The sequence below is a fragment of the Thioclava sp. genome, from assembly GCF_048263065.1.
Classification (GTDB): Bacteria; Pseudomonadota; Alphaproteobacteria; order Rhodobacterales; family Rhodobacteraceae; genus Thioclava.
Genome location: NZ_JBLXEM010000007.1, coordinates 35012 through 61512, shown reverse-complemented (window position 1 = coordinate 61512; position 26501 = coordinate 35012). Strand labels below are relative to the sequence as shown.

Below are 26501 nucleotides of genomic sequence, written 5' to 3'. Positions count from 1 at the left end.
GCCGCCACGCCCCTCACAAATGTGCCAGATAGCTGGTCACGGCGGGCCGCACCGAGGCCTGCCCCTCATTGCGCGCGCGTTGAATGATCTGGCGCAGCTCGGTGAGGTCCGAGCGCCGGATTAGATGCTTGACCGGCCCGATTGAGGCCGGGCGCATCGACAACGTGCGAATGCCAAGCGCAGCGAAGGTCAGCGCCTCAATCGGGCGGCCTGCGTCTTCGCCACAAAAACTGAGCGGCGTATTCGCTACCGCACAGCGCGCGATGATGCGTTCAAGGAAGGTCAGGAATGACGTGTCGAGCGTGTCATAGCGCTTGCGCACCCGTTCGTTTTCACGATCTGCGGCAAAGAAGAACTGCTTGAGATCATTGCCCCCGATCGAGATAAAATCACAGGCATCGTAAAAGCTATCAGGCGCAAAGCCCAACGACGGGGTTTCGAGCATTGCCCCAATGCTCAGCTCCTCGGGCACGGGTCGGCCCAACTGTGCCTCACGGTCGCGCACCCGCAACAGCATATCGCGCGCGGCGTAAAATTCCTCGGGCAGCGCGATGAACGGGAACATGATCGACATCGCGCGCCCGTTGCCTGCGCGCAGCAACGCCTGCAACTGCATCCGCAGCACGCCCGGCTTGTCCAAGCCCACCCGCAGCGCGCGCCAGCCCATCGCGGGGTTCGGCTCGTCCTGCGGTTTCATGTAGGGAACGACCTTGTCCGAGCCGATATCGAGCGTTCGGAAATACACTCGCTTGCCAGCGGCGGCATCCATCACCTTGGCGTAAAGCTGCGCCAACTCACCGCGGCGCGGCACGCGGGTTCGCGTCAGGAATTGCAACTCGGTGCGAAACAGCCCAACGCCCTCGGCACCAGATCCCTTGAGCGAGGGCAGATCCGCCATCAGCCCCGCATTCATCACCAGCGAAACCGTCTGCCCCGACAGGTCCGTCGCGGGCAGATCGCGCAAATCGGCATAGCGTTTTTGTGCCTCGGCCTGCATCGCGATCTTGTCGCGGAAGGCATGGGCGACACTTTCCTCGGGGCGCAGATGCACCACGCCCTGATCGCCATCGACCAAAATTTGATCGCCGTTCAGCGCCTCGGCGGTGATGCGCCCGGCATGGATCACCAGCGGGATCGACAACGCGCGCGCCACGATCGCGGCATGGCTACCCACCGAGCCTTCTTCCAGCACCACGCCCTTGAGCTTGCGGTCGTAATCCAGCAGCTCTGCAGGCCCGATATTGCGCGCCAGAAGTACCGGGTTTTCGGGCATTTCCGCCCCGGTATCGCTGCCCTGCCCCGTCAGGATGCGCAGCAGGCGGTTGGACAGATCGTCCAGATCATTTAGCCGCTCGCGCAGGTAGGGATCGGGGGCCAGCTTCATGCGGGCGCGCGCGGAGTTCTGTTCTTTCTCGACCGCAGCTTCGGCGGACAGGCCGGCGTCGATGTCTTCGCTCATCCGGCGCTTCCAGCCCTTGGAGGCCGCCAGCATTTTGAAGGTCTCAAGAACCTGACGCTGATCCTTGTCTATCACCTTGATATTACCCAACATCTCGTCGACGCGCTCGCGCAATTCTTTGATGCCAGCATCAAGACGAGCCTGTTCGGCCTCGGGGTCTTCGCCAACGGGATTGGTCACAACAACGCGCGGTTCGTGCAGCCAGACCCGGCCTTCGGCGGCGCCCTCTTGGCCGGAGGTGCCGCGAAACATCGACGGAAAGCGGTGGGTTGCACCAATCTCGGCGTTCTCGCCCCCGACGAATGCGCCAAGTTCCGTCATTTCGGCCAGCACCATCGCGACGACATCAAGGCCGTAAAGCTCGTCTTCGGTAAACGAGCGTTTTTCCTTGGATTGCACCACCAAAACGCCCAGCTTTTCCCCCACGCGCTGGATCGGCACGCCGACAAAGCTGGAATAAATCTCCTCGCCCGTCTCGGCCATATAGCGAAAACCGGGCTCGGAGGGGGCGTCAGCGGTGTTGATCGGACGCCCCGAGCGCGCAACACGCCCCACCAGACCTTCGCCAAGGCGCATGCGCGTGTGGTGCACAGCTTCGGGGTTCAGCCCCTCGGTGGCGCACAATTCCAGCGTTTCAGGGTCGCGAAACAGATAGATCGAGCACACCTGTGTACCCAGCGAATCCGCGATCAAATGGGTGATCCGGTTCAGCCGATCCTGACCATCGCCATCGGTCGCCAGCGTGTCGCGCAGCCGCTTGAGCAGCGTGCGACTATCGCTATCGCTATAGTCCACCATTAAAAAATTCGCGCCCCCGTGTGGAAGGCCTGTCAAAATCTATCAGGCTTTGTCCAGTTCGAACACATCATGCAGGGCCTGAACCGCAAGTTCCAGATATTTGCGGTCCACCAGTACCGAAATCTTGATTTCCGATGTCGCAATGACCTTGATGTTGACGTTTTCAGCAGCCAGCGCTTTGAACATCTGCGCCGCAACACCAGCATGGCTGCGCATGCCAATGCCAACAACCGAGATCTTAGCGACATCTTCATCTGCAATCAGATCGTCGAAATTGATCAATCCGGCGTCGCGGGCATCTTCCATCGCCTTGCGGGCGCGCGGCACTTGGTTGATCGGGCAGGAAAAGGTCATGTCGGTGACTTTCACCGCATGTTTGGCCTGATGCTCCGAGATGTTCTGCACGATCATATCGACATTTACACCCGCATCGGCGAGCGGCCCAAAGATCGCGCCAGCAATACCGGGGCGGTCCTCGACCGTGACCAGTGTCATTTTCGCCTCTTCACGCGAAAAGGCCACGCCGGAGACAACTTTCGATTCCATGATTAGATCCTCGTCGCAGACCAGAGTGCCCGATTTCTCGTCGGTTTCTTCAAAAGAGCTTAGCACACGCAGCGGCACCTTGTAGCGCATCGCCAACTCAACCGAGCGGGTTTGCAGCACTTTCGCGCCAAGGCTTGCCAGTTCCAGCATTTCTTCAAACGCGATCCGGTCGAGCTTGCGCGCCTTGTCCGACACGCGCGGATCGGTGGTGTAGATACCGTTCACATCGGTGTAGATATCGCAACGCTCGGCGCCAAAGGCGGCGGCAAAGGCCACAGCGGTCGTGTCCGAGCCACCCCGGCCCAGCGTGGTGATCCGGCCCTCATGGCTCAGCCCCTGAAAACCAGCGATCACCGCGACCTTGAACCCTTCGGCGAATTTCGCATCTAGATTGTCGCGCGGGATCGACGTGAAGCGCGCCGCGCTATGCGCCGAGGTCGTGTTGATCGGCACCTGCCAACCCTGCCAGCTACGCGCCGATACGCCCATCTCCTGCAGGCGCAGCGCCATCAGCCCGGCGGTCACGTTCTCACCCGACGAAACCACAGCGTCATATTCGCGCGCGTCATAAAACGGCGATGTGGTCTCGACCCAGTTCACCAATTCATTGGTGCGCCCCGACATGGCCGAGACGATGACGATCACATCATAGCCGCGTTCAACCTCGCGCTGCACCTTTGCGGCTGCATGCGCGATCCGGTCGAGGTCGGCAACCGACGTTCCGCCGAATTTCATTACCAGAATTGGCATCGAAACCCCCTTGGGCTTAATCGCGCCCCTGCTAGCGCGAAGCGCACGCACACGCAAGGGATTTGGCGTGCGCGCTCAGCCGACATCCGTGCGCCCGCGTCGATCAGATCGCAGGTTGGAATACAGCACATGATTGCGCCAGCGTCCGTTGATCTGCAGATAGCTTTGCGCCACGCCCTCGTATTTGAAGCCGGATTTTTCCAGCACCCCGCGCGAGGCGGCATTTTCGGGAAGGCAAGCGGCCTCGATTCGGCTGAGATCGAGCGTGGTAAAGGCGTAATGCACCACAGCCTCGATGGCCTCGCGCATATAGCCTTGGCGCGCATGGCGCTGCCCGACCCAATAGCCCAAAGTGCCCGCCTGCGCCGGTCCGCGACGGATATTGTCCAGCGTCAGCGCGCCTAGAAAGCGTTGATCGTCACGCCGGATCAGGAACACCGGCAATGCCGTATCGGACGCAACCGCCCGCGCGGCCCAATACACCCGATTGGAAAACGCCTTGCGGCTCAGGTGATCTGGTGACCAGCTTGGCTCCCACGGGACCAGAAAATCACGTCCTTCGGCACGCAGGCTGGACCAAGCGCCATAGTCGCCGTGCTGGGGCGGGCGCAACGTCATGCGCTCCGTCTCAATGCGCACCTGCCGACGACGCTGGAACATTACGCAGCAAGCCTTTCGCGCACGGATTGCAGCGAGGGCGCCTCATCTACCGGACCATAGAGCGCCAGCGCCGTGCGCCCGCTATCGGCCAGCCGTTCAGCAAAGGCGCGCACAGCGTCGCGGGTGACGCCGTCGATGCGCTCCGAGGCCTCTTCGATGCTGGGCACACGCCCCCAGACATGCAGGCTGCGCGCCATGCGTTCGGCGCGCGCAGAAGCACCCTCAAGCCCCATCAAGAGCCCCGCCTTGATCTGCACACGGGCGCGCGCGATCTCGGACTCAGACATATCCTCGGCGGCGCGCTTCATCTCGTCCACGGTCAGTTCCGATAGCCCCTTGATCTCCTCACCGGAAGTGCCCGCATAGATCGTGAACATGCCGGTATCTTCATAGGCCCCGGCCTGCGAGAAAATCGTGTAGCACAGCCCGCGCTCTTCGCGGATCTTCTGGAATAGCCGCGAGGACATGCCACCGCCCATAGCAGTTGAATAGACCTGCACGGTGTAAAGATCGGCATCGCGATAGCTTGGTGCCTCAAAGCCCAGCGCGAAATGCGCTTGCTCGAGCGTCTTGACCTCGCGCCGCTCATGGCCCGACCAAGCAGCGCGCTCTGGCGCGGGGTTGAGCGAGGGCGCCATGCCGCCAAAAATCGCCTCAGCGCGTTTGACGATATCGGCGTGATCGACCGCACCCGCCGCCGAAAGAATCATCTGATCGGGGCCGTAATGTTCACGCACGAATCCCGACAGATCGTCACGCGCAAAGGCGCGCACACGCTCCGCCGGACCAAGGATCGTGCGCCCCATCGGCTGGTTGGGATAGGCCGCCTCTTGCAGCCAGTCAAAAATCACATCGTCGGGCGTATCCAGCGATTGCCCAATCTCTTGCAAGATCACGCCACGCTCGACCTCGATTTCGCGCTGATCGAAAATCGGGTTGAGCAGAATATCGGAAATCACATCCAGCGCGAGCGGCACATCGGCCTGCAAAACACGCGCGTAATAGGCGGTCATCTCACGCGAGGTATAGGCGTTGATATAGCCGCCCACATCTTCAATCGCCTCGGCAATTTGCAGCGCAGTGCGCGATTTCGTGCCTTTGAATGCCATGTGCTCCAGAAAATGTGCGATGCCGTTCTGCTCGGGGCGTTCGTGGCGCCCGCCCGCCGTAACCCAGATCCCGATAGAGGCCGAGGCCAGCCCCGGCATCTTTTCGGTCACAATACGCAGCCCGTTTTTCAGGGTCGTCATTTCAATCATTTACGGCGTCTTTCACGGATCAGCGCCTCAAGGGCGGCAAGGTCATTGGGTACGCGGGTGACGCGCTCGTCTCGCTCAAATAAATCGGCCATGCGCGACGGCAAGGCGGGGCGGATGCCCGTGGCCTCCTCGACCGCATCGGGGAATTTGGCGGGATGCGCCGTAGCGAGTGTTACCATCGGCGTGGACGGATCGCGCGCCAGCGCCTCCTTGGCAACATTCACGCCCACGGCGGAATGCGGGCACAGCAATTCACCGGTTTCGCGCAAGCTGTCGCCGATCTCTTCCATCGTGCGCCCCTCACCGACCGCACCACTGTCATAGACTGCGCGCAAGGCCCCGATGGCGTTGGGCGAAACGGTGAAGCTACCGTCTGTTTTCAGCTCGTCCATCAGCGCCGAGATCGCCGCCCCGTCTTTGCCGTAGGCCCAGAACAGCGCGCGCTCGAAGTTCGAACTCACCTCGATATCCATCGACGGGCTGATAGAGGGCGTCACGCCGCGCTTGGTGTAATCGCCTACCTCAAGACAGCGATGCAGAATGTCGTTCTGGTTCGTCGCGATCACCAGACGCTCAATCGGCAGACCCATTTCCTTGGCGAGGAAGCCAGCAAAGATATCGCCGAAATTGCCGGTGGGCACTGTGAAGCTGATCTTGCGATGGGGCGCGCCCAAGGCCACGGCGGCGGTGAAAAAATAGACGATCTGTGCCAGCACGCGGGCGAAGTTGATCGAGTTCACACCCGCCAGCCCGACCTCGTCGCGGAAGGTGAAATCGTTGAACATATCCTTCAGCTTGCCTTGGCAATCGTCGAAATCGCCATCCATCGCGAGCGCATGCACATTGCCCTCAATCGGCGTGGTCATCTGGCGACGCTGCACCTCGGAAACGCGGCCATGCGGGAACAGGATGAACAGATCGACATTATCCAGACCGCGAAACGCCTCAATCGCGGCAGAGCCGGTATCGCCCGAAGTCGCACCGACGATGGTGATCTTCTGGTCGCGTTTCGCCAGCTCGATCTGGAACAACTGCCCGATCACCTGCATCGCGAAATCCTTGAACGCGAGGGTGGGGCCGTGGAACAGTTCCAGCAAGAAGTGGTTGGGCGCAAGCTGCACCATCGGGGCGCGCGCCGCGTGATCAAAGCCCGCATAGGCCCGCTTGATCGCACCACGCAGCTCTTCCTCGCTGAACGTCTCAGAGACGAAGGGCTTCATCACCCGATAGGCGACCTCTTCATAGGGCTGCCCGGCCAGTGCCGCGATCTCATCGCTGCTAAACTGGGGAACGGTTTCGGGCACATACAAACCGCCATCGCGCGCAAGGCCCGTCAGCATCGCATCGCCAAAATTCAGAACCGGGGCCTGCCCCCGTGTGGAAACATAACGCATGCTCAATCCTTAGATCGGTTGCCGCCTGATACGCCACAGAAGAAAGATTGTCATCCCGGCCCAGACGATTGCGAGCAAAAACCAAGTGATCGCGTATTGCAGGTGATCGTTGGGAATGCCGGTGATGGTGATCGGCTCGGGGGTGATGCCTTGCGCGTCGCCCTGAACTTGAGCGGCGACAACGAGGATCGGTTCAGTTCCCAGCGCCTTAGCCATCGCGGGCACGTCGCGGGCAAACCAAAGGCCCGTCTTGGCATCAGGGGGCGGGGTGTAGCTGTCGGTCTCATTGGGCCAGTGCAGATTGCCCGTGACGATCAGCGCGGTGGGCGGACGGGCGCTATCGCGGCCCGACTCGGGTAGAAATCCGCGATCCAGCAAGATGCGGCGGCCATCGCCGGTCTCAAACGCGGAAATCACGCGATAACCCGCGCCCACACCTTTCTGCCCCGATAGCACCAGAATCTCCTGTCCCGTCGTGCCGCCCGCTAAATCCACGGGATGATATTTCAACGCCTGAGTATCGGTGCCTTCGGGCGGCAGTTCTTGCGGATCGCCGCCGATCTTGGCGGAAATCTCGGTCAGCATCGCGCGTTTCCATTCCAGCCGGTTGAGCTGCCATACGCCCAACGAAATCAGGATCGCGCAGCCCACCACGCCCAGCAGTAACGGAAATACAAAACGGGTCATTGCCCCTCCAGAAATACGGCGCGCCACGAAAACGGCGCGAAGGTCACCCCCCGCGCCGTCTGAAAGCCAGCCAAAAGGGGGCGCTTACGCGCTGCCCCAGACATAGATCGAAGCGAATAGGAACAGCCAGACCACATCGACAAAGTGCCAATACCAGGCCGCCGCTTCAAAGCCGACATGACGATCCGGCGTCATCTGGCCCTTGGTAATACGGATCAAGCAGACCAGCAGGAACAGCGTGCCGATGATCACATGTGCGCCATGAAAGCCCGTCGCCATGAAGAAGTTCGCGCCGTAGATATTGCCCGACAGGCCGAAGGCCGCATGGCTGTATTCATAGGCCTGCAACACGGTAAAGCTGAAGCCCAGCACCACCGTAAGGATCAGGCCTTGCTTGACCGCCTTGCGATCATTGTCATGCACCAGCGCGTGGTGTGCCCAAGTCAGCGTCACGCCCGACAGCAGCAAGATCACCGTGTTGATCAGCGGCAGATGCCACGGGTCAAACGTCTGGATGCCCGCCGGGGGCCAAACACCATCCACCGCCGGGCTTTGCGGGCCCATCGGATACATCGCATGCTTGAAGAAGCTCCAGAACCAGGCGGCAAAGAACATCACCTCGGACATGATGAACAAGATAAAGCCATAGCGCAGCCCGATCGCGACGACAGGCGTATGGTCGCCAACTTCGCCCTCGTGGACAACATCAGACCACCAGCCATACATGGTATAAAGCACCACCAAAAGCCCGGCGAAGAACATGTAATGCGTGATGCCAGCCATCCACATGACGGCCCCGAACAGCATGATAAAACCGCCCAGCGCGCCCAGTAACGGCCAGATTGAGGGCGGCAGGATGTGATAGTCGTGGTTCTTTGCGTGGGCCATGCGTCTCCCTCCGATGGCTTTAATTGACCGTCTCTGCCGCCAAAGGCGGGACCGAGGCGTGTTGCTCGGGCAGATCGGTTTCGTAGAAAGTGTAGCTCAGTGTCAGCGACTTGATCCGTTTCGCATCGGCATCATTGACGATCTCTGGATCGACAAAGAAGCTGACCGGCATTTGCACCCGCTCGCCGGGTTGCAAGACTTGCTCGGTAAAGCAGAAACACTGGATCTTGTCGAAATAGTAGCCCGCCACATCGGGCGAGACGTTATAGCTTGCCGTGCCCGCGATCACGCGGTCGGTGGGGTTGTAGGCCTCATAAAAGGCCAACCCGTTCTGCCCAATTTTCAGCTTCATCTCGGTCTTGACGGGTTTGAATTCCCACGGCATGTCGCGCGCCACATTGGCATCAAAGCGCACGGTGATCTCGCGATCCAGTACATGATCGGGCAATTGTTCCGCGACATTTGTCGTGCCGCCATAGCCCGTCGTTTTGCAAAACCAGTTGTAAAACGGCACCGCCGCCCAAGCCCCCGCCCCCATCACGACGACCAGCGCAAGCAGCGAGAGCACCACGCGCGTGTTCGACTGTTGTTGGGGGGATTGGCTCACTTTTCCACCTCGGTTTTGGCGGGGACGGCACTGGTCGGCTCGACAGGCAGTGCCGAAACGCGCGGTTGGTGGTCATAGCCCTCTAGCTTGCTGCCACGCTCGACCTTGACCACGGTCAGGCCGAAAACGATGGCGACAAAGCCCAGCAGAACCACGCCCAGCCCCGCATTGCGCGAGAACCGGCGGGTGTGAAGCTCACTGTCACGCGTGATTGCCATGTCTTACCAGATCCCCATACCAAGATAGCTGAGCCCAGCCTCGCCCAGCAAAGCCAGAAAATGTCCAAAGAGATAGATCAACGAGAAGTAGAAGAACCGCTTTTCAACAGCGTATTTATCGGCCTCTGCCTGCGCCTCGGAGCGGCCATGAATCGCGATTGCGCCCTTGATGAACAGCGCATTCATCACGATTGCCGTCGCGAAATACAGCGGCCCGCCGATCGAGGTAAACCCAATGCCAACAGCCAGAGGCGCAAGGACCAGCGCATAGCCAAGGATATGTTTGCGCGTCACCGTGCGGCCATGCGTCGAGGTCAGCATCGGCACCTTGGCTTCGTCGTAATCTGCCTTCATGAACAGCGCGAGCGACCAGAAATGCGGCGGCGTCCATAGGAACACCAACAGGAACATCGCCACCGATTCGATGGAAATCCCGCCCGTGGCCACAGCCCAGCCAATCATCGGCGGGAAGGCCCCCGCCGCGCCACCGATCACGATATTCTGCGGCGTCGCGCGTTTTAGCCACATCGTATAGACGACAACGTAGAAGAAGATCGTGAAGGCAAGGAAAAGTCCGGCAAAAACATTGGTAGCCAAGGCCAGCATGACGCAGGAAATGCCCGACAGCGCGAGGCCAAAGCCCAGCGCCTCACGCTCACTCACCCGGCCAGCGGGGATCGGACGGTTGCGCGTGCGCCGCATAATCCGGTCGATATCGGCATCATACCACATGTTCAACGCGCCCGAGGCACCACCACCCAGCGCAATGAACAAGATCGCGACGAATCCCACAAAGGGATGCACCGGGACAGGCGCCACAACCAGCCCGACGAAGGCGGTGAAGACAACAAGCGACATCACCCGCGGCTTCAGCAGCGCGATATAATCGCCAAACCGGGCCTCGTTGTCTTGCTGGATATAGCTAATGTCACTCATCTACGCTGCCTTTCAGGTGCCAATGTCACGCGCTCAGTTCTGCGCGACCTGGATCGCCTGCCTTGCCTCGACCGAAGCAAAGTCGTTTTTCGCGCGGGCAAGCCAGTCAGCGTAAACCTCGGGTGAAACAACTTTCACCACGATCGGCATATACGCGTGGTTGGTGCCACACAGTTCCGAGCATTGCCCGAAATACACACCTTCTTGATCAGCCTTAAACCACAATTGCGCGATCCGGCCCGGAACGGCGTCTTGTTTCACCGCAAAGGCCGGCACGGTCCAGCTGTGAATCACGTCAGATCCCGTGACCTGCACCACGATCGACTTGCCCACAGGCACGACCATCGCATTGTCAGCGGCCAGCAAATATTCATCCGGCGCATAGCCGTGGTCAGCCAGTTCATCCTTGCCCAGCATGATCGAATCAAAGCTGACGCCCTCATCAGGGTATTCATAGCCCCAGTACCACTGATAGCCCGTGACCTTGACGGTGATGTCACCCTCGGGGATTTCCTGCGAATTCCAAAGTGCGGGCAGCGAGAACGCCCCGATCACAACCAGAATGGCCACCGGCACCAGCGTCCAGGTGATTTCCAGCGGCGCATTGTGGGTGAACTTGCGCGGCGTCGGATTGGCGCGGCTGTTAAAGCGTAGCAGCGCATAGAAGATCAGCGCAAAGACGACGACGCATGTCGCGGCGACAATCACCAGCAGCATGTGATCCAGCCATTGCTGATCTTCCGCGATGTTTGACGAGGCCGGTTGGAACCCGGTTCCGCCCAGATGCGGCTTGCCGATCACCGGCAGCCCCTTGATCATGTCCTGAGCCGAGGCCTGCCCGGCGACAAAAGCCGTCAGCAAAAACGATGTGACAGCGGCCGCGAACGCGCGACTGTTGCTTGCAAAACGCATTATTCCCATTTCTCCCTTATGACGACACTCCCAGCCGCCTAACAGGAAACCGACACTCCCATATCGGTCACCCGTTGTATGATCTTAGTTTAAAATCATATTAGAGGGGGATCGCAAGCAAAAGCTGCGACAATCTGTCAGAATTGATCACATACGTTTGGAGACCCAATGCCCCAGCAGGACCGTTTTGCCCCTTTCGAGACTGCGCTCGATCAGTCTTCGGCCCTGCATCTGCTGCGTGAGGCCACCGCTGGCGCCGAAGATGGCGAGCTGTTTTTAGAGCAACGCCGGTCCGAGGCGCTGGTCTTTGATGATGGTCGCGTCAAGACGGCATCTTATGATGCCTCCGAGGGATTCGGTCTGCGCGCCGTCAAGGGCGAGGTGGCGGGATACGCCCATTCCACCGAGATTTCCGAATCTGCGCTGCGCCGCGCCAGCGAAACCGCACGTCTCGCCGTGGGCGATGGCGGCGGCGAGATGGCACCGCCACCCCAAGGCACCAATTTGCATCTATATAGTGACGTCGATCCAGTCTCGGACACGCCCTTTGCCGCCAAGATCGACATCCTGCGCGAAATCGACGCCTATGCCCGCGAATTGGATAAACGCGTGGTGCAGGTTTCGGTCAGCATGGGGGCAAGCCTGCAAGAGGTCTTTATCCTGCGCCCCGAAGGCGGCTTGGTCAGCGATATTCGCCCGATGGCGCGGCTCAATGTGTCGGTCATCGTCGAGGAAAACGGCAAACGTGAATCTGGTGGCCATGGTGGCGGCGGGCGGTTCGGGCTGACGGGATTGATTGAGCCTGCGCATTGGAAACCCGTCGTCTCCGAGGCCCTGCGAATCGCCCTTGTAAACCTACGCGCTGAGCCTGCGCCTGCGGGGCAGATGGATGTGGTGCTTGGCCCCGGCTGGCCCGGAGTGCTGCTGCATGAAGCGGTGGGTCACGGACTTGAAGGCGATTTCAATCGCAAGAAATCCTCGGCCTTCGCCGGGCTGATGGGGCAGCAAGTGGCGGCCAAGGGCGTGACCGTGCTGGATGACGGCACGATCCCGGATCGGCGCGGCTCGATCTCGATTGATGATGAGGGCACGCCCTCGGGCAAGAACGTGTTGATCGAAGATGGCGTGCTGGTCGGCTTTATGCAGGACCGCCAGAACGCGCGGCTGATGGGCGTCAATCCCACGGGCAACGGGCGGCGCGAAAGCTATGCCCACGCGCCAATGCCGCGCATGACCAACACTTATATGCTCAATGGCGACGCCGAGCCGGGCGCGATTCTGGCCGATCTCAAGGACGGGATCTACGCGGTGGGCTTTGGCGGTGGTCAGGTCGATATCACCAATGGAAAGTTCGTCTTTAACTGTACCGAAGCGTATCGCGTGAAAAACGGGGTTGTCGGTGCGCCAGTCAAGGGCGCCACTTTGATCGGTGATGGCCCCACGGCGATGCGTCAAATCCGGGCTATCGGTAACGACCTGGCGCTGGATCCGGGCATCGGTAATTGCGGCAAGGCGGGGCAATGGGTGCCCGTGGGCGTGGGGCAACCGACGCTGATGATCGGTGGGCTGACCGTTGGCGGATCTGCGGCGCGCTAAATCTTAGCCAAATCTGCATACGCCCCGACGGTCTCTGGACGGTCGAATTAAGCGCGCGCATAGGCCCCTCAACTTAAACACGAAAAATTTTCACAAAAATCGCCTCAACTCCGGATCTAGTAACGACTTGTTAACACTAACGAGTCAGAAAGGGAGTGCGATTGAGGCGGAGGATCGGATGAAAGCAGATTTGTTTTCTTACCCCACCCCCTTCACCCCACCCACCACGGAAGAAGATGAGCTGTCCTTCCTCCGCCTCATTCGTTCCCGTCGGGTTGGGCCGACGACCTTTCACCGCATGATCCGCGAACATGGCACGGCGCAGGTCGCACTGGCCGCTTTGCCCGATGTGGCGCACGCGGCGGGTGTGTCAGATTATCAAATCTGTCCCGAAGGCGTGGCGCTGGCCGAAATCAAGGCGGGACGGCGCGCGGGTGCGCGTTTGATCTGCCACGGCAGCCCCGCTTATCCCCGCGCGCTTGCTGAAATCGACGATGCTCCGCCGATCCTTTGGGCGTTGGGTCGCCTTGAATTGCTGCACAGCCCAATGGTTGCGATGGTTGGCGCGCGCAATGCCTCGTCGCTGGGGCTGCGCATGGCGCGCCGTCTGGCCGAGGGGTTGGGCGAGGCTGGTGCCACTGTAGTTTCGGGGCTAGCGCGAGGCATTGATACCGCAGCCCATACCGCTGCATTGCCAACAGGTACGATCGCGGTGCAAGCAGGCGGCATTGAGGTGACCTACCCGCAAGAAAATGCGAAACTGGCGGCGGAAATTGCCGAACACGGCCTGCGGTTGTCCGAAAATCCGCCCGGAACACAGCCTCAGGCGCGCCATTTCCCGCAGCGCAATCGGATCATTTCGGGACTGTCCTCAGGCGTTGTCGTCGTCGAGGCCGCAACGAAATCGGGCAGCCTGATCACGGCGCGCGATGCATTGGATCAGGGCCGCGAGGTGATGGCCGTGCCGGGGCACCCGATGGATGGCCGCGCAGGCGGGTGCAATCTGTTGATCCGAGACGGGGCGATTTTGGTGCGCGGGTCTGAGGATGTGCTGGCGGCATTGCAGGCCGTGACAGCGCCCCCGCAAGCCGCGCCCGATGAGATCGCCCCATCGCCCGCCCCGCGCGAAACCGCGCAAAAACCTGCCTCAAGTGCTCCCCCGCTAGAAGTTCGCATTACCGCCTGCCTCACCCCGTCTCCGGTGGCCGAAGATCAGGTGATCCGCGATTTGGGCGTGAGCGCCGCAGAATTCGCCCGCGCGCTGATGGTGCTTGAAATCGAAGGCCACATAACCCGCCATCCCGGCGGATTGATCAGCGCCCCCGTCTAAGCGCCCTACCGCGCGTGCAAACCTGCCGGTCATTCAGGGCGCATTGACAATCGCCCCCAAACGCCCACATGTTCCGCGCCCAGAGCATTTACCCTAAGAATTGTGAGGTCCGTTATGGCTGTTGTCGTCGTCGAATCCCCGGCTAAAGCCAAGACGATCAACAAATATTTGGGGTCTGACTACACCGTTCTCGCCTCGTTTGGGCATGTCCGTGACCTGCCACCGAAAGACGGTTCGGTCGATACGGACAACGATTTCGAGATGAAATGGGAAGTCGCGAGCGACTCCAAAAAGCACATGAAGGCGATCACGGATGCGTTGGCGGATGACGACACGCTGATCCTCGCAACTGACCCTGATCGCGAAGGCGAGGCGATTTCGTGGCACCTGCAAGAGGCGCTGGAGAAGAAGCTTAAGGGCAAGAATGTCAGCCGCGTCACGTTTAACGCGATCACGAAATCCGCGATTCTTGAAGCGATGAAACATCCCCGCCAAGTCGATGCGCCCTTGGTTCAGGCCTATCTGGCCCGCCGCGCGTTGGATTATCTGGTCGGGTTCAACCTGTCGCCCGTTTTGTGGCGCAAGCTGCCCGGTGCGAAATCGGCAGGGCGGGTGCAATCGGTCTGCCTGCGCTTAATCGTTGAGCGCGAGATGGAGATCGAGGCGTTCAAGGCGCGCGAATACTGGAGCGTGGCGGCAAAACTACTGACCCCGCGCGGTCAAGAATTTGAGGCACGGCTTGCAGTTCTGGGCGGCAAGAAGCTAGAAAAATACGATCTGGCCAATGAAACGGCGGCCGAAATGGCGGTGCAGGCGGTCAGCTCGCGCGATTTGTCGGTGACCTCCGTTGAGGCGAAACCCGCCTCGCGCAACCCCTACCCGCCCTTTATGACCTCAACGCTGCAACAGGAGGCCAGCCGCAAGTTCGGCATGGGCGCCAAGGCCGCAATGTCGGCGGCGCAGCGGCTCTATGAGGCCGGGCACATCACTTATATGCGGACCGACGGCATCGACATGGCCCCCGAGGCAGTGACGGCCGCGCGCGAAGCGATCAAGGACAAGTTCGGCGCGAAATACGTTCCCGACAGCCCGCGCATCTACAAGAACAAGGCCAAGAACGCGCAAGAAGCGCACGAATGTATCCGCCCCACCGAGATGGCCAAAAGCCCCGATCAGCTCAAGCTGGCCGATGATCAGTTCAAGCTGTATGACCTAATCTGGAAGCGCACGATTGCCAGCCAGATGGAGGCCGCGCGGTTCGAGCGCACCACCGTTTTGATCGGCTCGGATGACAAACAGGTCGAGTTGCGCGCGACCGGGTCTGTCGTGACGTTTGACGGGTTTCTCAAGGTCTATGATCAGGGCCGCGACGATGATGAGGGCGAGGATGCCAACCGCCTGCCCCAGATCGCGCAAGGCGAGGCGCTGAGCCCCGCGAAAGCCTCGTTTGAAGAAGCGTTCACCAAAGCCAAAGGCGACGAAGACGCTGTGATTGAGGCTGACGGGGGCGCGCTGCGTCGCTGTCCGGCGGCGATCATTGACGGACATGGCGCGGTGCTGGGCGCACAGCATTTCACCCAGCCCCCGCCGCGCTATACTGAGGCCACGCTGGTCAAGCGGATGGAAGAGCTCGGGATCGGGCGTCCCTCGACCTATGCCTCGATCGTGACGACGATTCAGGACCGCGGTTATGTGCGCAAGGACAAGAACCGGCTGATCCCCGAGGATACCGGGCGGCTGGTGACAGCATTCCTAAGCAATTATTTCAAGCGCTATGTCGAGTATGATTTCACCGCCGATCTGGAAGATCAGCTTGATGATATCTCGGCAGGAGATCGCGATTACAAAGAGGTTCTGGCCCGGTTCTGGCGTGATTTCTCAGCCGCGCTTGCGGAAACATCCGAACTGCGCATCACTGAAGTGCTCGACAAGATTGACGAAGTTCTCGGCCCTCACATCTACCCCCCGCGCCCCGACGGGTCCGATCCGCGCGTCTGTCCTCTGTGTGGCAAGGGCCAGTTGCATCTGAAAACGGCGCGCTCGGGCGGGGCCTTTATCGGCTGCGGCAACTACCCTGAATGCCGCTATACGAGGCCCCTGTCGGCACCTGATGGCGACGATGACTTGCAGGCGCTCGATGGCAAGGTTCTGGGCTATGACGACGATCAGCCCATCACCCTGCGCGTCGGGCGTTTCGGCCCCTATGTGCAAAAGGGCGAGCCGACCGAGGATGTGCCCAAGCCGCCGCGTGCGTCCCTTCCCAAAGGCTGGAAACCCGAGGAAATCGACCTTGAAAAAGCGTTGATGCTACTGAGCCTGCCGCGCGAAATCGGCCCGCATCCCGAAGATGGCGAGTTGGTCGAGGCCAGCATTGGGCGCTACGGGCCGTATGTGAAACATGGGCGCGTTTATGCCAATATCCCCGATGTCGATGAGGTTTTCACCATCGGCATGAACCGCGCGGTCGAAGTGCTGGCACAAAAGGCAGCCAAGGGCGGGCGCGGTGCTGCGGCCACGCCGATCAAGGAACTCGGCGAGCATCCCGATGGCGGACCGGTGCAGGTCATGCCGGGGCGCTACGGACCTTATGTGAAATGGGGCAAGGTTAATGCGACCCTGCCCAGCGGCATCGAACCCGAAGCCGTCACGATGGAAGAGGCCCTGCCCCTGATCGCGGTGAAAGCGGCCAAAAAGGGTGGCGCAAAGAAGAAGGCCGCCCCGAAAAAGGCGGCAGCCAAGAAACCGGCAGCTAAAAAGCCTGCCGCCAAGAAAACAGCCGCTAAAAAACCGGCGGCCAAGAAGGCCCCGACGAAAAAGGCCGCCGAAAAGGACGAGTGAGGGCGCACCCGCCCCACTGCGCGCGCCCGGCCCATATGTCGGTCGCGTCCCTTTGCCCGCACGAAAGTGACTGCAATCCGTGCTCGCGCCGCATTGCGGCAATTGACTCCGCTGCGCCCCCTTGCAAGGATCGCGCGCAAATGAGCGGAGGAATTCATGAACAAGGTTTACGGTTCTGCGAAGGAGGCTCTGGACGGGCTGCTCTTCGACGGGATGCTGATCGCTGCAGGGGGCTTTGGCCTGTGCGGCATTCCCGAATTGCTGATCGACGCGCTGGTCGAAAGCAAAGTCAAAGACATCACCATCGCGTCCAACAATTGCGGCGTGGACGGATTTGGTTTGGGCAAATTGCTCGATACCAAACAGATCAAAAAAATGATGTCATCTTACGTTGGGGAAAACGCCGAATTCATGCGCCAATACCTAAGCGGTGAGCTGGAGCTGGAGTTCAATCCGCAAGGCACGCTGGCCGAACGGATGCGCGCCGCCGGTCACGGCATCCCCGGTTTTTACACCAAAACGGGCGTGGGCACGGTGATTGCCGAGGGCAAAGAGCACAAAGATTTCAACGGCGAAACCTATATCCTTGAAGAAGGCATCTTTGCCGATGTCTCGATCGTCAAGGCGTGGAAAGCCGATGAAACCGGTAACGCGATTTTCCGCAAGACCGCGCGCAACTTCAACCCGCCCGCCGCGATGTGCGGCAAGACCTGCGTGATGGAGGTCGAGGAAATCGTGCCCGTCGGCTCACTTGATCCCGACTGCATCCACCTACCGGGCATCTATGTGCATCGCCTCGTTCAGGGCGAGCATGAAAAGCGCATCGAGCAGCGTACGGTACGGCCCCGCAGCGACAAGAGCAAAACGCCTGCGGGCACGGGGGAGGAAGTCTGATGGCTTGGGATCGCAATCAAATGGCGGCGCGCGCCGCGCAAGAACTGCAAGACGGAACCTATGTGAACCTCGGGATCGGCATCCCGACGCTGGTTCCCAATTTCATCCCCGAGGGCGTGAACGTCACGCTGCAGTCGGAAAACGGGATGCTCGGCATGGGGCCTTTCCCCTATGAGGGCGACGAAGACCCCGATCTGATCAATGCGGGCAAGCAGACGATCACCGAACTGCCCCAAACCTCGTATTTTGACAGCTCAATGAGTTTTGGCATGATCCGGGGCGGCAAGATCGCGATGGCGATTCTGGGCGCAATGGAAGTGGCCGAGAACGGCGATCTGGCGAACTGGATGATTCCGGGCAAGCTGGTCAAGGGTATGGGCGGCGCGATGGATCTGGTCGCGGGCGTTGGCCGTGTGGTCCTGGTCATGGATCACACCAACAAGCATGGCGACAGTAAGGTGCTCAAGGCTTGCACCCTGCCGTTGACCGGCACGGGCGTGGTTAATCGCATCATCACCAACATGGGTGTGCTGGATGTGGTCGAGGGCGGTTTGAAGATCGTCGAGACTGCCGACGGCGTCACCGAGGACGAGCTGCGCGCCGCGACCGAGGCGACGATCATCAACTAAACCGGGAAGGGGGCGCTGCCCCCGTCGCCGGACGGCGACAATCATCAGATAAAAGGGGGGCGCTGCCCCCGCCTCCCTGATGGGAACCCCCCGGGATATTTCAATCAAGAGGAAGGGCGGGCCAGTAGGTTCGCCCTTTGTCTTGGAAAGCTGTGAGCCAGACTCTATGCTCGCGCCATGATCAAGCTCGACCACCGCGATATTGAAATTCTGTGCGTTTTGGCGCGTGAGGGGCGCGTGTCCAAGGCGGTTCTCGCCGAGAAAATCAACCTGTCGGCCACCCCCGCGTGGGAGAGGCTGAAGAAGCTGGAAAAGCACGGGCTGGTCACCCGCTATTGCGCCGAATTCAACCTGCGCAAGCTTGGCCCGCATGTGACGCTGTTTGTTGCGGCTGAGCTGACGGACCACACGGCGGCCAGTTTTCAGCGGTTCGAGCGCGCGCTCGATCACCACGATGAGGTCGTTGGCTGTTGGGCGCTGGGGGGCGGGTTTGACTACCTGCTGCATATCATCACCCGTGACATTGAAGCCTATCAAACCCTGATCGACACGATGCTGGATGCGCGCATCGGCATCGCGCGCTATTTCACCTATATCGTGACGAAGCAGGTCAAAGGCCCCTGCGCCCCGCCCTTCGCGTTGCTCGCAGGTCAATCGGACTAGGTGGCGCGCTGAAATCAGGCCAAATCAAACGCGCGAGCAGTCCTTTTGGACTGTTATCTGGCGCAATTTCCGGCACTCTCGGGGCGAAACGAGGTGGCAAAGCCGCCCCGCCCGACAGACAAAGGAGAGAGCATGCTGACCAATGACCAACTCGACAAATGGGATCGCGAGAATTTCTTTCATCCCTCGACTCATCTCGCCCAGCACGCACGTGGCGAGACTCCGACGCGGATCATCACTGGCGGCAATGGTGTGTTCATTGAGGATCGAGACGGCAACAAGCTGCTGGATGCGTTTGCGGGGCTGTATTGCGTGAATGTCGGCTATGGCCGCACCGAAATTGCCGATGCGATTGCCGAGCAGGCCAAGGAACTCGCCTATTATCACGCCTATGTCGGGCATGGCACCGAGGCATCAATCACGCTCGCCCATATGGTGCTGGAGCGCGCACCCGCCCACATGTCCAAGGTCTATTTCGGGCTTTCCGGGTCGGATGCGAATGAGACCAACGTCAAGCTGATCTGGTATTACAATAACATCCTTGGCCGCCCCGAGAAGAAGAAGATCATCTCGCGCTGGCGCGGCTATCACGGCTCTGGGCTGATGACCGGCTCGCTGACGGGGTTGGAGCTGTTTCACAAGAAATTCGATCTGCCGCTGGCGCAGGTGGTCCACACCGAGGCACCGTATTATTTCCGCCGCCCCAAGGCCGACATGAGCGAGGACGAGTTCACCGCCCATTGCGTGAGCGAACTTGAGGCGCTGATTGCGCACGAAGGGGCTGACACCATCGCGGCGTTTATTGGCGAGCCGGTTTTGGGCACCGGCGGCATCGTGCCTCCGCCCGCAGGGTATTGGCAAGCGATCCAAGCCGTCTTGGACAAGCACGACATCTTGCTGGTCGCCGATGAGGTGGTCACAGGGTTCGGGCGTCTGGGCACAATGTTTGGCTCGGATCACTACGGCATGAAGCCCGACCTGATCACCATCGCCAAGGGTCTGACCTCGGCCTATGCGCCGCTGTCGGGGTCCATCGTGGGCGAAAAGATGTGGAAAGTGCTGGAACAAGGCACTGATGAAAACGGCCCGATTGGTCATGGCTGGACCTATTCCGCGCACCCGATTGGCGCGGCGGCAGGCGTGGCAAACCTTCAGTTGATTGACAAACTCGGGCTGGTTGCCAATGCCGGGTCGGTGGGCAAATACCTCAACGATGCGATGCGCGATGCGATTGGCGATCATGCCCATGTCGGCGATGTGCGCGGCGAGGGGATGCTGTGCGCGATTGAGTTTGTGAAAGATCGCAATGCCCGGACCTTCTTTGACCCCGCCGACAAGATCGGCGCGAAGCTAGCAGGCGCAATGGTCGAGCGCGGCGTGATTGCGCGGGCGATGCCGCAGGGCGATATCTTAGGCTTTGCGCCGCCGCTTTGCTTGACCGAAGCCGAGGCCGATCAAATCGTTGCAACCACCGCCGAGGCTGTGAAATCCGTGCTGGGCTAGGTCCAACGCACCAAGCATTTTAAAGGGGCGGCTCATCTCGGGCCGCCCCTTAAATTTTGTCGCCTCTTGCGAAACAACGCCATATTCCTGCCCCGATCTGTCGCTAAAACCGGGGCAATGAGCAGCACCTTTGAAAATACCGCCGCGCCCAAGCGCCCCCTGCCCCGCAAATGGCGAGATCGCGCATTGTTGGGCGGGCTTTTGGCATTGCTGGGCTTTGGCTTGATCGGGCTGGTTTCGGCCACCGGATGGCGCGAGACACTGGCCCAAATCGGGCGGCTGCATTTGTGGCAAATCGCGGGGCTTCTTGGCCTGTCGCTGGCGAATTATTTGTTGCGTAGCCTGCGCTGGCATGTGCTGGCGCGCCGTCTTGGCCTGCCCACCGGGCTGTTTCAGGATGCCCGCCATTTCTTGGGTGGGTTCGCGATGTCGGTCACGCCGGGTCGCGTTGGGGAGCTGGTGCGGATGCGGTGGCTCAAACGCGAAACCGGTTGGGCGGTGGAACGCACCGCGCCGCTTGTGCTGATGGACCGCGCCGGAGATCTCGCCGTGATGGCGCTGATTCTGGGGCTGTCGGTGTCGCTTGCTGCAGGCGGGATTGCAGGCGCTTTGCCTGTCACGCTATTGGCCTTTGGCGCTGCAATTGTCGCCACGCGTCCGCGCCTCCTCGCCGCGCTGATCACCTATTCCTACCGTGCCACGGGGCGCGCTGCCCGGATGTTTGCCCGCGCGCGCGGCGCTGCGCGCTCGCTGTCGCGGTTCACCCACGGGCCGACCTTGATCGCAGCGCTCGGGCTTGGCCTGATCGGCTGGCTCGCCGAGGGTTACGCTTTTCACCTGCTACTAGGATGGATGGGCACCGATATCGGGCTTTGGAAAGCGGTCGCGATTTTTGTATTCTCGACGCTGGCGGGTGGGCTGACCGGCGCGCCGGGCGGGCTTGGCGGAGCAGAGGCCGCAATGGTCGCGCTGTTGTCGCTTGATGGCGTGCCGCTTGAAGTGTCCGTGCCCGCCACCGCCGTTATCCGGCTGACCACCTTGTGGTTCGCCATCGCAATCGGTCTAGCGGTGTTTCCGTTGGCTGAACGCGCCTCTCAAAAGGGCCGCATATAAGGCCCCATGACACGAGCAGTATGATGGACTGGAAAGACAGTGAATATGCCGGTTGGGGCCGCGCCTTGCGCGCGAAGGGGGTGATTGCGCGCCCTGATACGCGCGCAGCCCTAAACCGGCTTGATGCCGCCCCGGCCTTCGGGATGCGCCGCTCTTATGGGGATGCGGCGCTCAATTCCGATGGGCGCGCGATTGATATGAGCGGGCTGGACCGCCTGATCGCGTTTGACCCTGACACCGGCCATTTGCAGGTCGAGGCGGGCGCGCGGATTGGCGAGATTGCAGCCGCCTTCGCCCCGCGCGGCTGGCTGCCCGCCGTGATGCCGGGCACCGGCTTTGCGACCGTTGGCGGCTGTATCGCGCAAGACGTGCATGGCAAGAACCACCATCATATGGGTAGCTTTGGCCAACATGTGCGCCAGATCGCTCTGCTGCAAAATGGTCAAGAAATCAGCGTTAAACCCGGCTCACGTCTGTTCCGGGCGACCGTCGGTGGGCTGGGCCAGACTGGGGTGATCTTGCGTGCCACGATCCAGATGCAACGCTGCGCAGGCGATGTGATGCTGGTCACCGAACGCCGCGCGCCCGACTGGGAAACGCATCTGGCGCTGCTGGATGCCTCTATGGCCAGTTATACGGTGGGCTGGATCGATGCCACAGCAACGAGTGATGCGCTTGGGCGCGGGATCGTCGAAGAGGGTGAAAGCGCCTCCGGCCTCGTGCGCAGACCCAAAGGTGCGCGCAAGGTGCCCTTTGACGCGCCCCATTTCGCGCTGGCCGCCCCGGTCGTGCGCGCCTTCAACCAAGCCTATTTCTATCGGGTGCCTGCGCGCGGACGTTCGGTCGTGCGCCCATTGCAGGATTTCTTCTTCCCGCTCGACAAGATCCACGACTGGAACCGACTTTATGGCAAGCGCGGGTTTCACCAGTTTCAATGTGTCGTGCCCCTTGAGGCCGCTGACAGCCTGCGCGCGATGCTGGCAGAGATTGCGGTGTCGGGGCTAGCCTCGCCGCTGGCCGTGCTGAAACGCATGGGGCCGGGGCGCGCGGGTTATCTGAGCTTTCCGATGGAGGGCTACACGCTGGCCATCGACTTTCCCAACCGCCCCGCCGCGCGCGCGTTGATCAAACGGCTCGAGGCGCGCGCCGCCGAGGCCGGGGGCAGATTGTATTTCGCCAAGGACAGCTTGGCCGAGGGCGCGCAGATCGCCGCGATGTATCCGGATTTGCCGAAATGGCAAACAGAAGTGGCCAAGGCCGACCCGGCGGGGGCATTGGAAACCGACATGACCCGCCGTCTGAATCTCAGGAGAGCAACATGAACAGCAGCTGGATTATCTTGGGCGCGACCTCGGGCATTGCCCGCGCCGTGATCCGCAAACTCGCAGCCCAAGGCCACGGGATGTTTCTGGCCGGGCGTAATATGGCCGAGCTGGAAGCAATCGCCGCCGATTGCCGCCTACGCGGCGCGCGTATGGCCGAAGTGATGGCATTCGATGCGCGAGATCACAGCAACTATGGCGACCTCATCACCCGGCTGCGCGATGAGGAGGGCGAACTGAACTGCGCCGTCTTCACAGGTTCAATGCCAGAGCAAGAGGCAATCGATGCCGATCCCAACATGATCGAGGGCGTGCTCGCCGATAGCCTAACGGGCCCCGCGACCTTCCTACAAATGCTCGCCCCGCTAATGGAAGAACGCGGCTGCGGCGCAATTGCGGGTGTCGGCTCGGTTGCGGGCGACCGCGGACGACTTGGCAACTATGTGTATGGCGCTGCGAAAGCGGGTTTTGCGACCTATCTGTCAGGGCTACGCAACCGCTTGGGCCGCTCGGGCGTGCATGTGATGACGATCAAACCCGGCCCGGTGGACACGCCGATGACCTATGGCATGGAACTGCCCCTGATGACCACGCCCGACGCAGTGGCCGAAGACATCCTTAACGGGCTCGCGCGCAAGACCAACGTGATTTATACGCGCAAGATCTGGCGCCTAGTGATGGGGATTATCCGAGTGATCCCGGAACCGATCTTCAAGAAAATGTCGATCTAAGGCGCTTGCCTCATGTTTGGATGCCTCCGGCGGGAGTATTTTTAGCCAGATGAAATGAGCATCTCTTTCATCTGGCTCGAAATACTCCACGGGGGTCTGGGGGTGTGAAACCCCCAGCGCGCGCCGCCAACCTAGCCGCCGAACCATTGCGCCCAAAGGCCAGCGGCCCAGAACATCAGCGACAACATGATCATGATCAACCCCAGCCCGAACTTGTCGCGCATGGCAAAAACGATCGGGTCGTAATCTTGTTTACCAAACCAGCCGAGCGCGACCATGCGGATCAGCCACCAGCCGAGCGGAATCATCGCAATCCACATCAACCAAGTGTCGGGATAGAGCACCTCTCCCTGATCGGAGACGGTATAGAGGAAGAACACCAGTAGCGCGCCGAATACGCCCAGCCCCGCGACATTGACCAGATCGCCTCTGTCGCCTCTGCCATAGCCGCGCCCGGGCAGGCGCTCATCCGAGGTGGCGAGTGTCAGTTCGGTCAGCCGCTTTACGCAGCCCAAAGCGATGAAGACAGGGAAGATGAAGATCAACATATAGACCGACACATCCACTTGCCCCGCAGCCGCCCCCGCCACGACGCGAATTGTATAGAGTGAGGCCAAAGTGGCGATATCGACCCAGCGCATCCGCTTGAGTTTCAATGAATAAGCGAGGGATGTGAGCGTGTAGAGCACAACAATGCCGAAGAACGCCCAATTGAGTATCGCGGCAATGCCAAGCGCGCTGAGCGCTAAGACCACAAACGCCATCATGCCGACCCGGATCGGCACAGCGCCGCTCGCGAAGGGGCGGCGGCATTTCGTCGGGTGCAGGCGGTCGGCCTCAAGGTCGAGCAAATCGTTGATGATGTAGATTGAGGACGCCGCAAAAGAAAACGCGACAATGCCCAGCAGGATCGGACCAAACGTATCCAAATCAAAACGGTGCGAAGCGATCAGTGGCAACAAGAGCAGCACGTTCTTGACCCATTGATGCGGTCGGATCGCTTTGAGCAGGGCGCGCCATGACCAGCCGCCCTCCAGCTCGGTCACTTTCGGCAAGCTGCTGACGGCGGTCACGTCGCCCACGACATAGGCTCGATCGGCATGGGTCCAGATCGCCATATCGGTGGCCTCGTTGCCCGCGTAGTCAAAGCCTTTCTCGCCATAGGTCGAAACAAGCGCCTGCGCCTTGGCCTCACCTTTAAGATTAGTCTGCCCGTCCGATGCAAACACGCGTTCGGACAAATCATGGACGGTGGCCAACGTCTTGACCTGCGTTTCATCCGAGGCCGAGGCCAGTACAACTTCACGCCCCTCGTCCTTTGCCTGCGCAACCTCAGCGGCCACCGAGGGTGTCACCGGCATCAGATCAAGGCGCAACGGCACGATGCGTGCCAATTCAGCCTTGAGCTTGGCGGGCTGCGAAAAGTAACGCGCGGCGGCGCGCAATGTCGGCAGCGGCGCGCGGCCAAGTCCGGCCCAAAATGCTTCGAATAAGAGATCGGTCTTTAAAAATGTGCCATCGACATCCAGCACAAGCGGTTTCTTATTCGTCATTCCTAACCTTTCACCCGAAATACGCAGCCATCGCTTACCAGCTCTGGCGGCGTCAGGCACAGGCCCCGCGCGACCGCCCAAGCGGCCAGCACCTTGGGCACGTAATCACGCGTCTCCGCGAACGGCGGGACGCCATCATTTTTCTTCACGTTATTTTCACCCGAGTTATAGGCCGCGATCACCATCAGCGGGTCGCGGTCAAACTCTTTCATCAGCCAGTTCAGATAGGTAACTCCGCCCGAAATATTCTGCGCCGGATCAGTGCTGTCGGCGACGTCAAAACGATCTGCTGTCGCCGGGATCAACTGCATTAGACCGACTGCGCCAGCATGGCTAACTGCGGCGCGATTGCCCCCCGACTCCACCGAGATCATCGCAAGAACCAGAGCGGGCGACACTTCGGTGCCAATTGTGGCCTTTAGAATATCGGTGCCGTGGGCCTGTGCGATCTTGGCAAGATCCGCCAGACGCGGCGCGCGCACGGCCCCGCCTTGGGGCCCCTGAGACAATGCCGCGACCGCTGATTCAAAGCGCCCGGCACGGTCTTCCCGTTTGGGCGACACCTTTTGCCAATACCAAGCGTATTTCGCGCGACCTTTCGGTGCGCTCGGGCCACCACTGGCCTGTTTGTCGCTATCGGGCGATGGTTTCGTCACGGGCTGCCAAGGCGCTTTTGACATCGCGGCCAACTCGCGCTGCTGCTCGGCAGGGTCGATTTGAATGGTGATGAACCGCTTTGTGCCCGGTTTCGGTGGCACTAAGCGTTTCGCTTTCCAATGATTCACGGTCGGCGTGGACATATCAGCCCACACCGGCACAGCGGCCATCGCCGCAAAGACTGCAATCGTCACTGCTTGTATCGCGCGCATTGCGCCACCCGCTCTTTGCCCCGCGCAGCTCTAACGGCCGCGTCTGTACCGTTTATAGGGGAAACAGAGCAAAAAAATCCAGAAAATCAAGCACTCAGCGGAACGATTCGCGCCAGAGAGGTGATGCAGCAACAGCAAAATTTGGAACAATAGAAGGCTATCAGAAATAATTTATCACTTCATTTCATATGGTTACATATAAAATCTCGAAAAGATTAAGCCTTCGTAAAAATTCCCCATCGCTGCCCCAATCCCGCCACCTTCCGGGGGCCATATGTACCCATGCCGCAAGACGGGGACCAAGGTCAGAACTGGTCGAGAACTCGAGGCGCGGATGTGTAAAGCA

Annotated in this window: 23 protein-coding genes; 10 read left to right on the top strand and 13 right to left on the bottom strand. The window is 60.5% G+C overall.

The annotated features are described in order from the left end of the window. Positions 1–13: 13 nt before the first annotated feature. The 11 genes from ptsP to coxB form a co-directional block, all read right to left on the bottom strand. Entirely contained in the window at positions 14–2257 is a 2244-nt protein-coding gene (gene ptsP, locus ACN0SD_RS11655; protein ID WP_417808415.1) for a phosphoenolpyruvate--protein phosphotransferase, read from the bottom strand. 42 nt (positions 2258–2299) lie between these two features. Continuing rightward, a complete protein-coding gene (locus ACN0SD_RS11650; RefSeq protein ID WP_417808414.1) occupies positions 2300–3553 on the bottom strand; it encodes an aspartate kinase in 1254 nt (417 codons plus the stop codon). Positions 3554–3628: 75 nt separating this feature from the next. Further along, positions 3629–4213 carry a GNAT family N-acetyltransferase gene (locus ACN0SD_RS11645; protein ID WP_417808413.1) on the bottom strand — a complete coding sequence of 195 codons (585 nt, stop codon included), beginning with the start codon at positions 4211–4213 and terminating at the stop codon, positions 3629–3631. Then, complete coding sequence (locus tag ACN0SD_RS11640; RefSeq protein WP_417808412.1) at positions 4213–5472, bottom strand: M16 family metallopeptidase; 1260 nt, start codon at positions 5470–5472, stop codon at positions 4213–4215. Before ACN0SD_RS11640 ends, ACN0SD_RS11645 begins: the two co-directional genes overlap by 1 nt. Continuing rightward, the gene (thrC, locus tag ACN0SD_RS11635; RefSeq protein ID WP_417808411.1) at positions 5469–6866 is read right to left on the bottom strand and encodes a threonine synthase; all 1398 of its coding nucleotides are present in this window, start codon (positions 6864–6866) and stop codon (positions 5469–5471) included. The genes ACN0SD_RS11640 and thrC overlap by 4 nt, the downstream gene beginning before the upstream one ends. A gap of 9 nt (positions 6867–6875) precedes the next feature. Next, a complete protein-coding gene (locus ACN0SD_RS11630) occupies positions 6876–7553 on the bottom strand; it encodes an SURF1 family protein (protein WP_417808410.1) in 678 nt (225 codons plus the stop codon). Positions 7554–7637: 84 nt separating this feature from the next. Next, entirely contained in the window at positions 7638–8441 is an 804-nt protein-coding gene (locus tag ACN0SD_RS11625) for a cytochrome c oxidase subunit 3 (RefSeq protein WP_417808409.1), read from the bottom strand. Positions 8442–8460: 19 nt separating this feature from the next. Further along, positions 8461–9048, bottom strand: a complete 588-nt coding sequence (locus ACN0SD_RS11620) for a cytochrome c oxidase assembly protein (RefSeq protein ID WP_417808408.1) — start codon at positions 9046–9048, stop codon at positions 8461–8463. After that, on the bottom strand, positions 9045–9266 hold the full coding sequence (locus ACN0SD_RS11615) for a hypothetical protein (protein WP_417808407.1): 222 nt from the start codon (positions 9264–9266) through the stop codon (positions 9045–9047). The genes ACN0SD_RS11620 and ACN0SD_RS11615 overlap by 4 nt, the downstream gene beginning before the upstream one ends. Before the next feature lie 3 nt (positions 9267–9269). Continuing rightward, positions 9270–10202 (bottom strand): heme o synthase, encoded by a 933-nt coding sequence (cyoE, locus tag ACN0SD_RS11610; protein WP_417808406.1) that lies wholly within the window; start codon positions 10200–10202, stop codon positions 9270–9272. 33 nt (positions 10203–10235) lie between these two features. After that, a complete protein-coding gene (gene coxB, locus ACN0SD_RS11605; protein ID WP_417808405.1) occupies positions 10236–11114 on the bottom strand; it encodes a cytochrome c oxidase subunit II in 879 nt (292 codons plus the stop codon). 168 nt (positions 11115–11282) lie between these two features. Here coxB and tldD point away from each other — a divergent pair, with 168 nt between their 5' ends. The 10 genes from tldD to ACN0SD_RS11555 all read left to right on the top strand — a co-directional run bounded on the left by tldD (position 11283) and on the right by ACN0SD_RS11555 (position 23733). Further along, positions 11283–12710, top strand: coding sequence for a metalloprotease TldD (tldD, locus tag ACN0SD_RS11600; protein WP_417808404.1), 1428 nt, complete (start codon positions 11283–11285; stop codon positions 12708–12710). 178 nt (positions 12711–12888) lie between these two features. Beyond that, positions 12889–14040 carry a DNA-processing protein DprA gene (dprA, locus tag ACN0SD_RS11595; RefSeq protein WP_417808403.1) on the top strand — a complete coding sequence of 384 codons (1152 nt, stop codon included), beginning with the start codon at positions 12889–12891 and terminating at the stop codon, positions 14038–14040. Positions 14041–14154: 114 nt separating this feature from the next. Next, a complete protein-coding gene (topA, locus tag ACN0SD_RS11590) occupies positions 14155–16878 on the top strand; it encodes a type I DNA topoisomerase (protein ID WP_417808402.1) in 2724 nt (907 codons plus the stop codon). A 156-nt stretch (positions 16879–17034) separates the two neighbouring features. Further along, positions 17035–17772: a CoA transferase subunit A gene (locus ACN0SD_RS11585; RefSeq protein WP_417808401.1), complete on the top strand. Its 738-nt coding sequence runs from the start codon at positions 17035–17037 to the stop codon at positions 17770–17772. Beyond that, a complete protein-coding gene (locus tag ACN0SD_RS11580; protein ID WP_417808400.1) occupies positions 17772–18401 on the top strand; it encodes a CoA transferase subunit B in 630 nt (209 codons plus the stop codon). The genes ACN0SD_RS11585 and ACN0SD_RS11580 overlap by 1 nt, the downstream gene beginning before the upstream one ends. Positions 18402–18581: 180 nt before the next feature. Then, a complete protein-coding gene (locus ACN0SD_RS11575; protein ID WP_417808535.1) occupies positions 18582–19064 on the top strand; it encodes an Lrp/AsnC family transcriptional regulator in 483 nt (160 codons plus the stop codon). A gap of 132 nt (positions 19065–19196) precedes the next feature. Next, positions 19197–20567 carry an aspartate aminotransferase family protein gene (locus ACN0SD_RS11570; protein ID WP_417808399.1) on the top strand — a complete coding sequence of 457 codons (1371 nt, stop codon included), beginning with the start codon at positions 19197–19199 and terminating at the stop codon, positions 20565–20567. A gap of 117 nt (positions 20568–20684) precedes the next feature. Then, entirely contained in the window at positions 20685–21680 is a 996-nt protein-coding gene (locus ACN0SD_RS11565) for a lysylphosphatidylglycerol synthase transmembrane domain-containing protein (protein WP_417808398.1), read from the top strand. A gap of 23 nt (positions 21681–21703) precedes the next feature. Then, a complete protein-coding gene (locus tag ACN0SD_RS11560) occupies positions 21704–23002 on the top strand; it encodes an FAD-binding protein (RefSeq protein ID WP_417808397.1) in 1299 nt (432 codons plus the stop codon). Beyond that, a complete protein-coding gene (locus ACN0SD_RS11555; RefSeq protein ID WP_417808396.1) occupies positions 22999–23733 on the top strand; it encodes an SDR family NAD(P)-dependent oxidoreductase in 735 nt (244 codons plus the stop codon). The genes ACN0SD_RS11560 and ACN0SD_RS11555 overlap by 4 nt, the downstream gene beginning before the upstream one ends. A 131-nt stretch (positions 23734–23864) precedes the next feature. Here ACN0SD_RS11555 and ACN0SD_RS11550 read toward each other — a convergent pair whose 3' ends face one another. Continuing rightward, on the bottom strand, positions 23865–25286 hold the full coding sequence (locus ACN0SD_RS11550; RefSeq protein ID WP_417808395.1) for a UbiA family prenyltransferase: 1422 nt from the start codon (positions 25284–25286) through the stop codon (positions 23865–23867). Positions 25287–25288: 2 nt separating this feature from the next. Beyond that, positions 25289–26155 carry a lytic transglycosylase domain-containing protein gene (locus tag ACN0SD_RS11545; protein ID WP_417808394.1) on the bottom strand — a complete coding sequence of 289 codons (867 nt, stop codon included), beginning with the start codon at positions 26153–26155 and terminating at the stop codon, positions 25289–25291. Between the last annotated feature and the right edge of the window lie 346 nt (positions 26156–26501).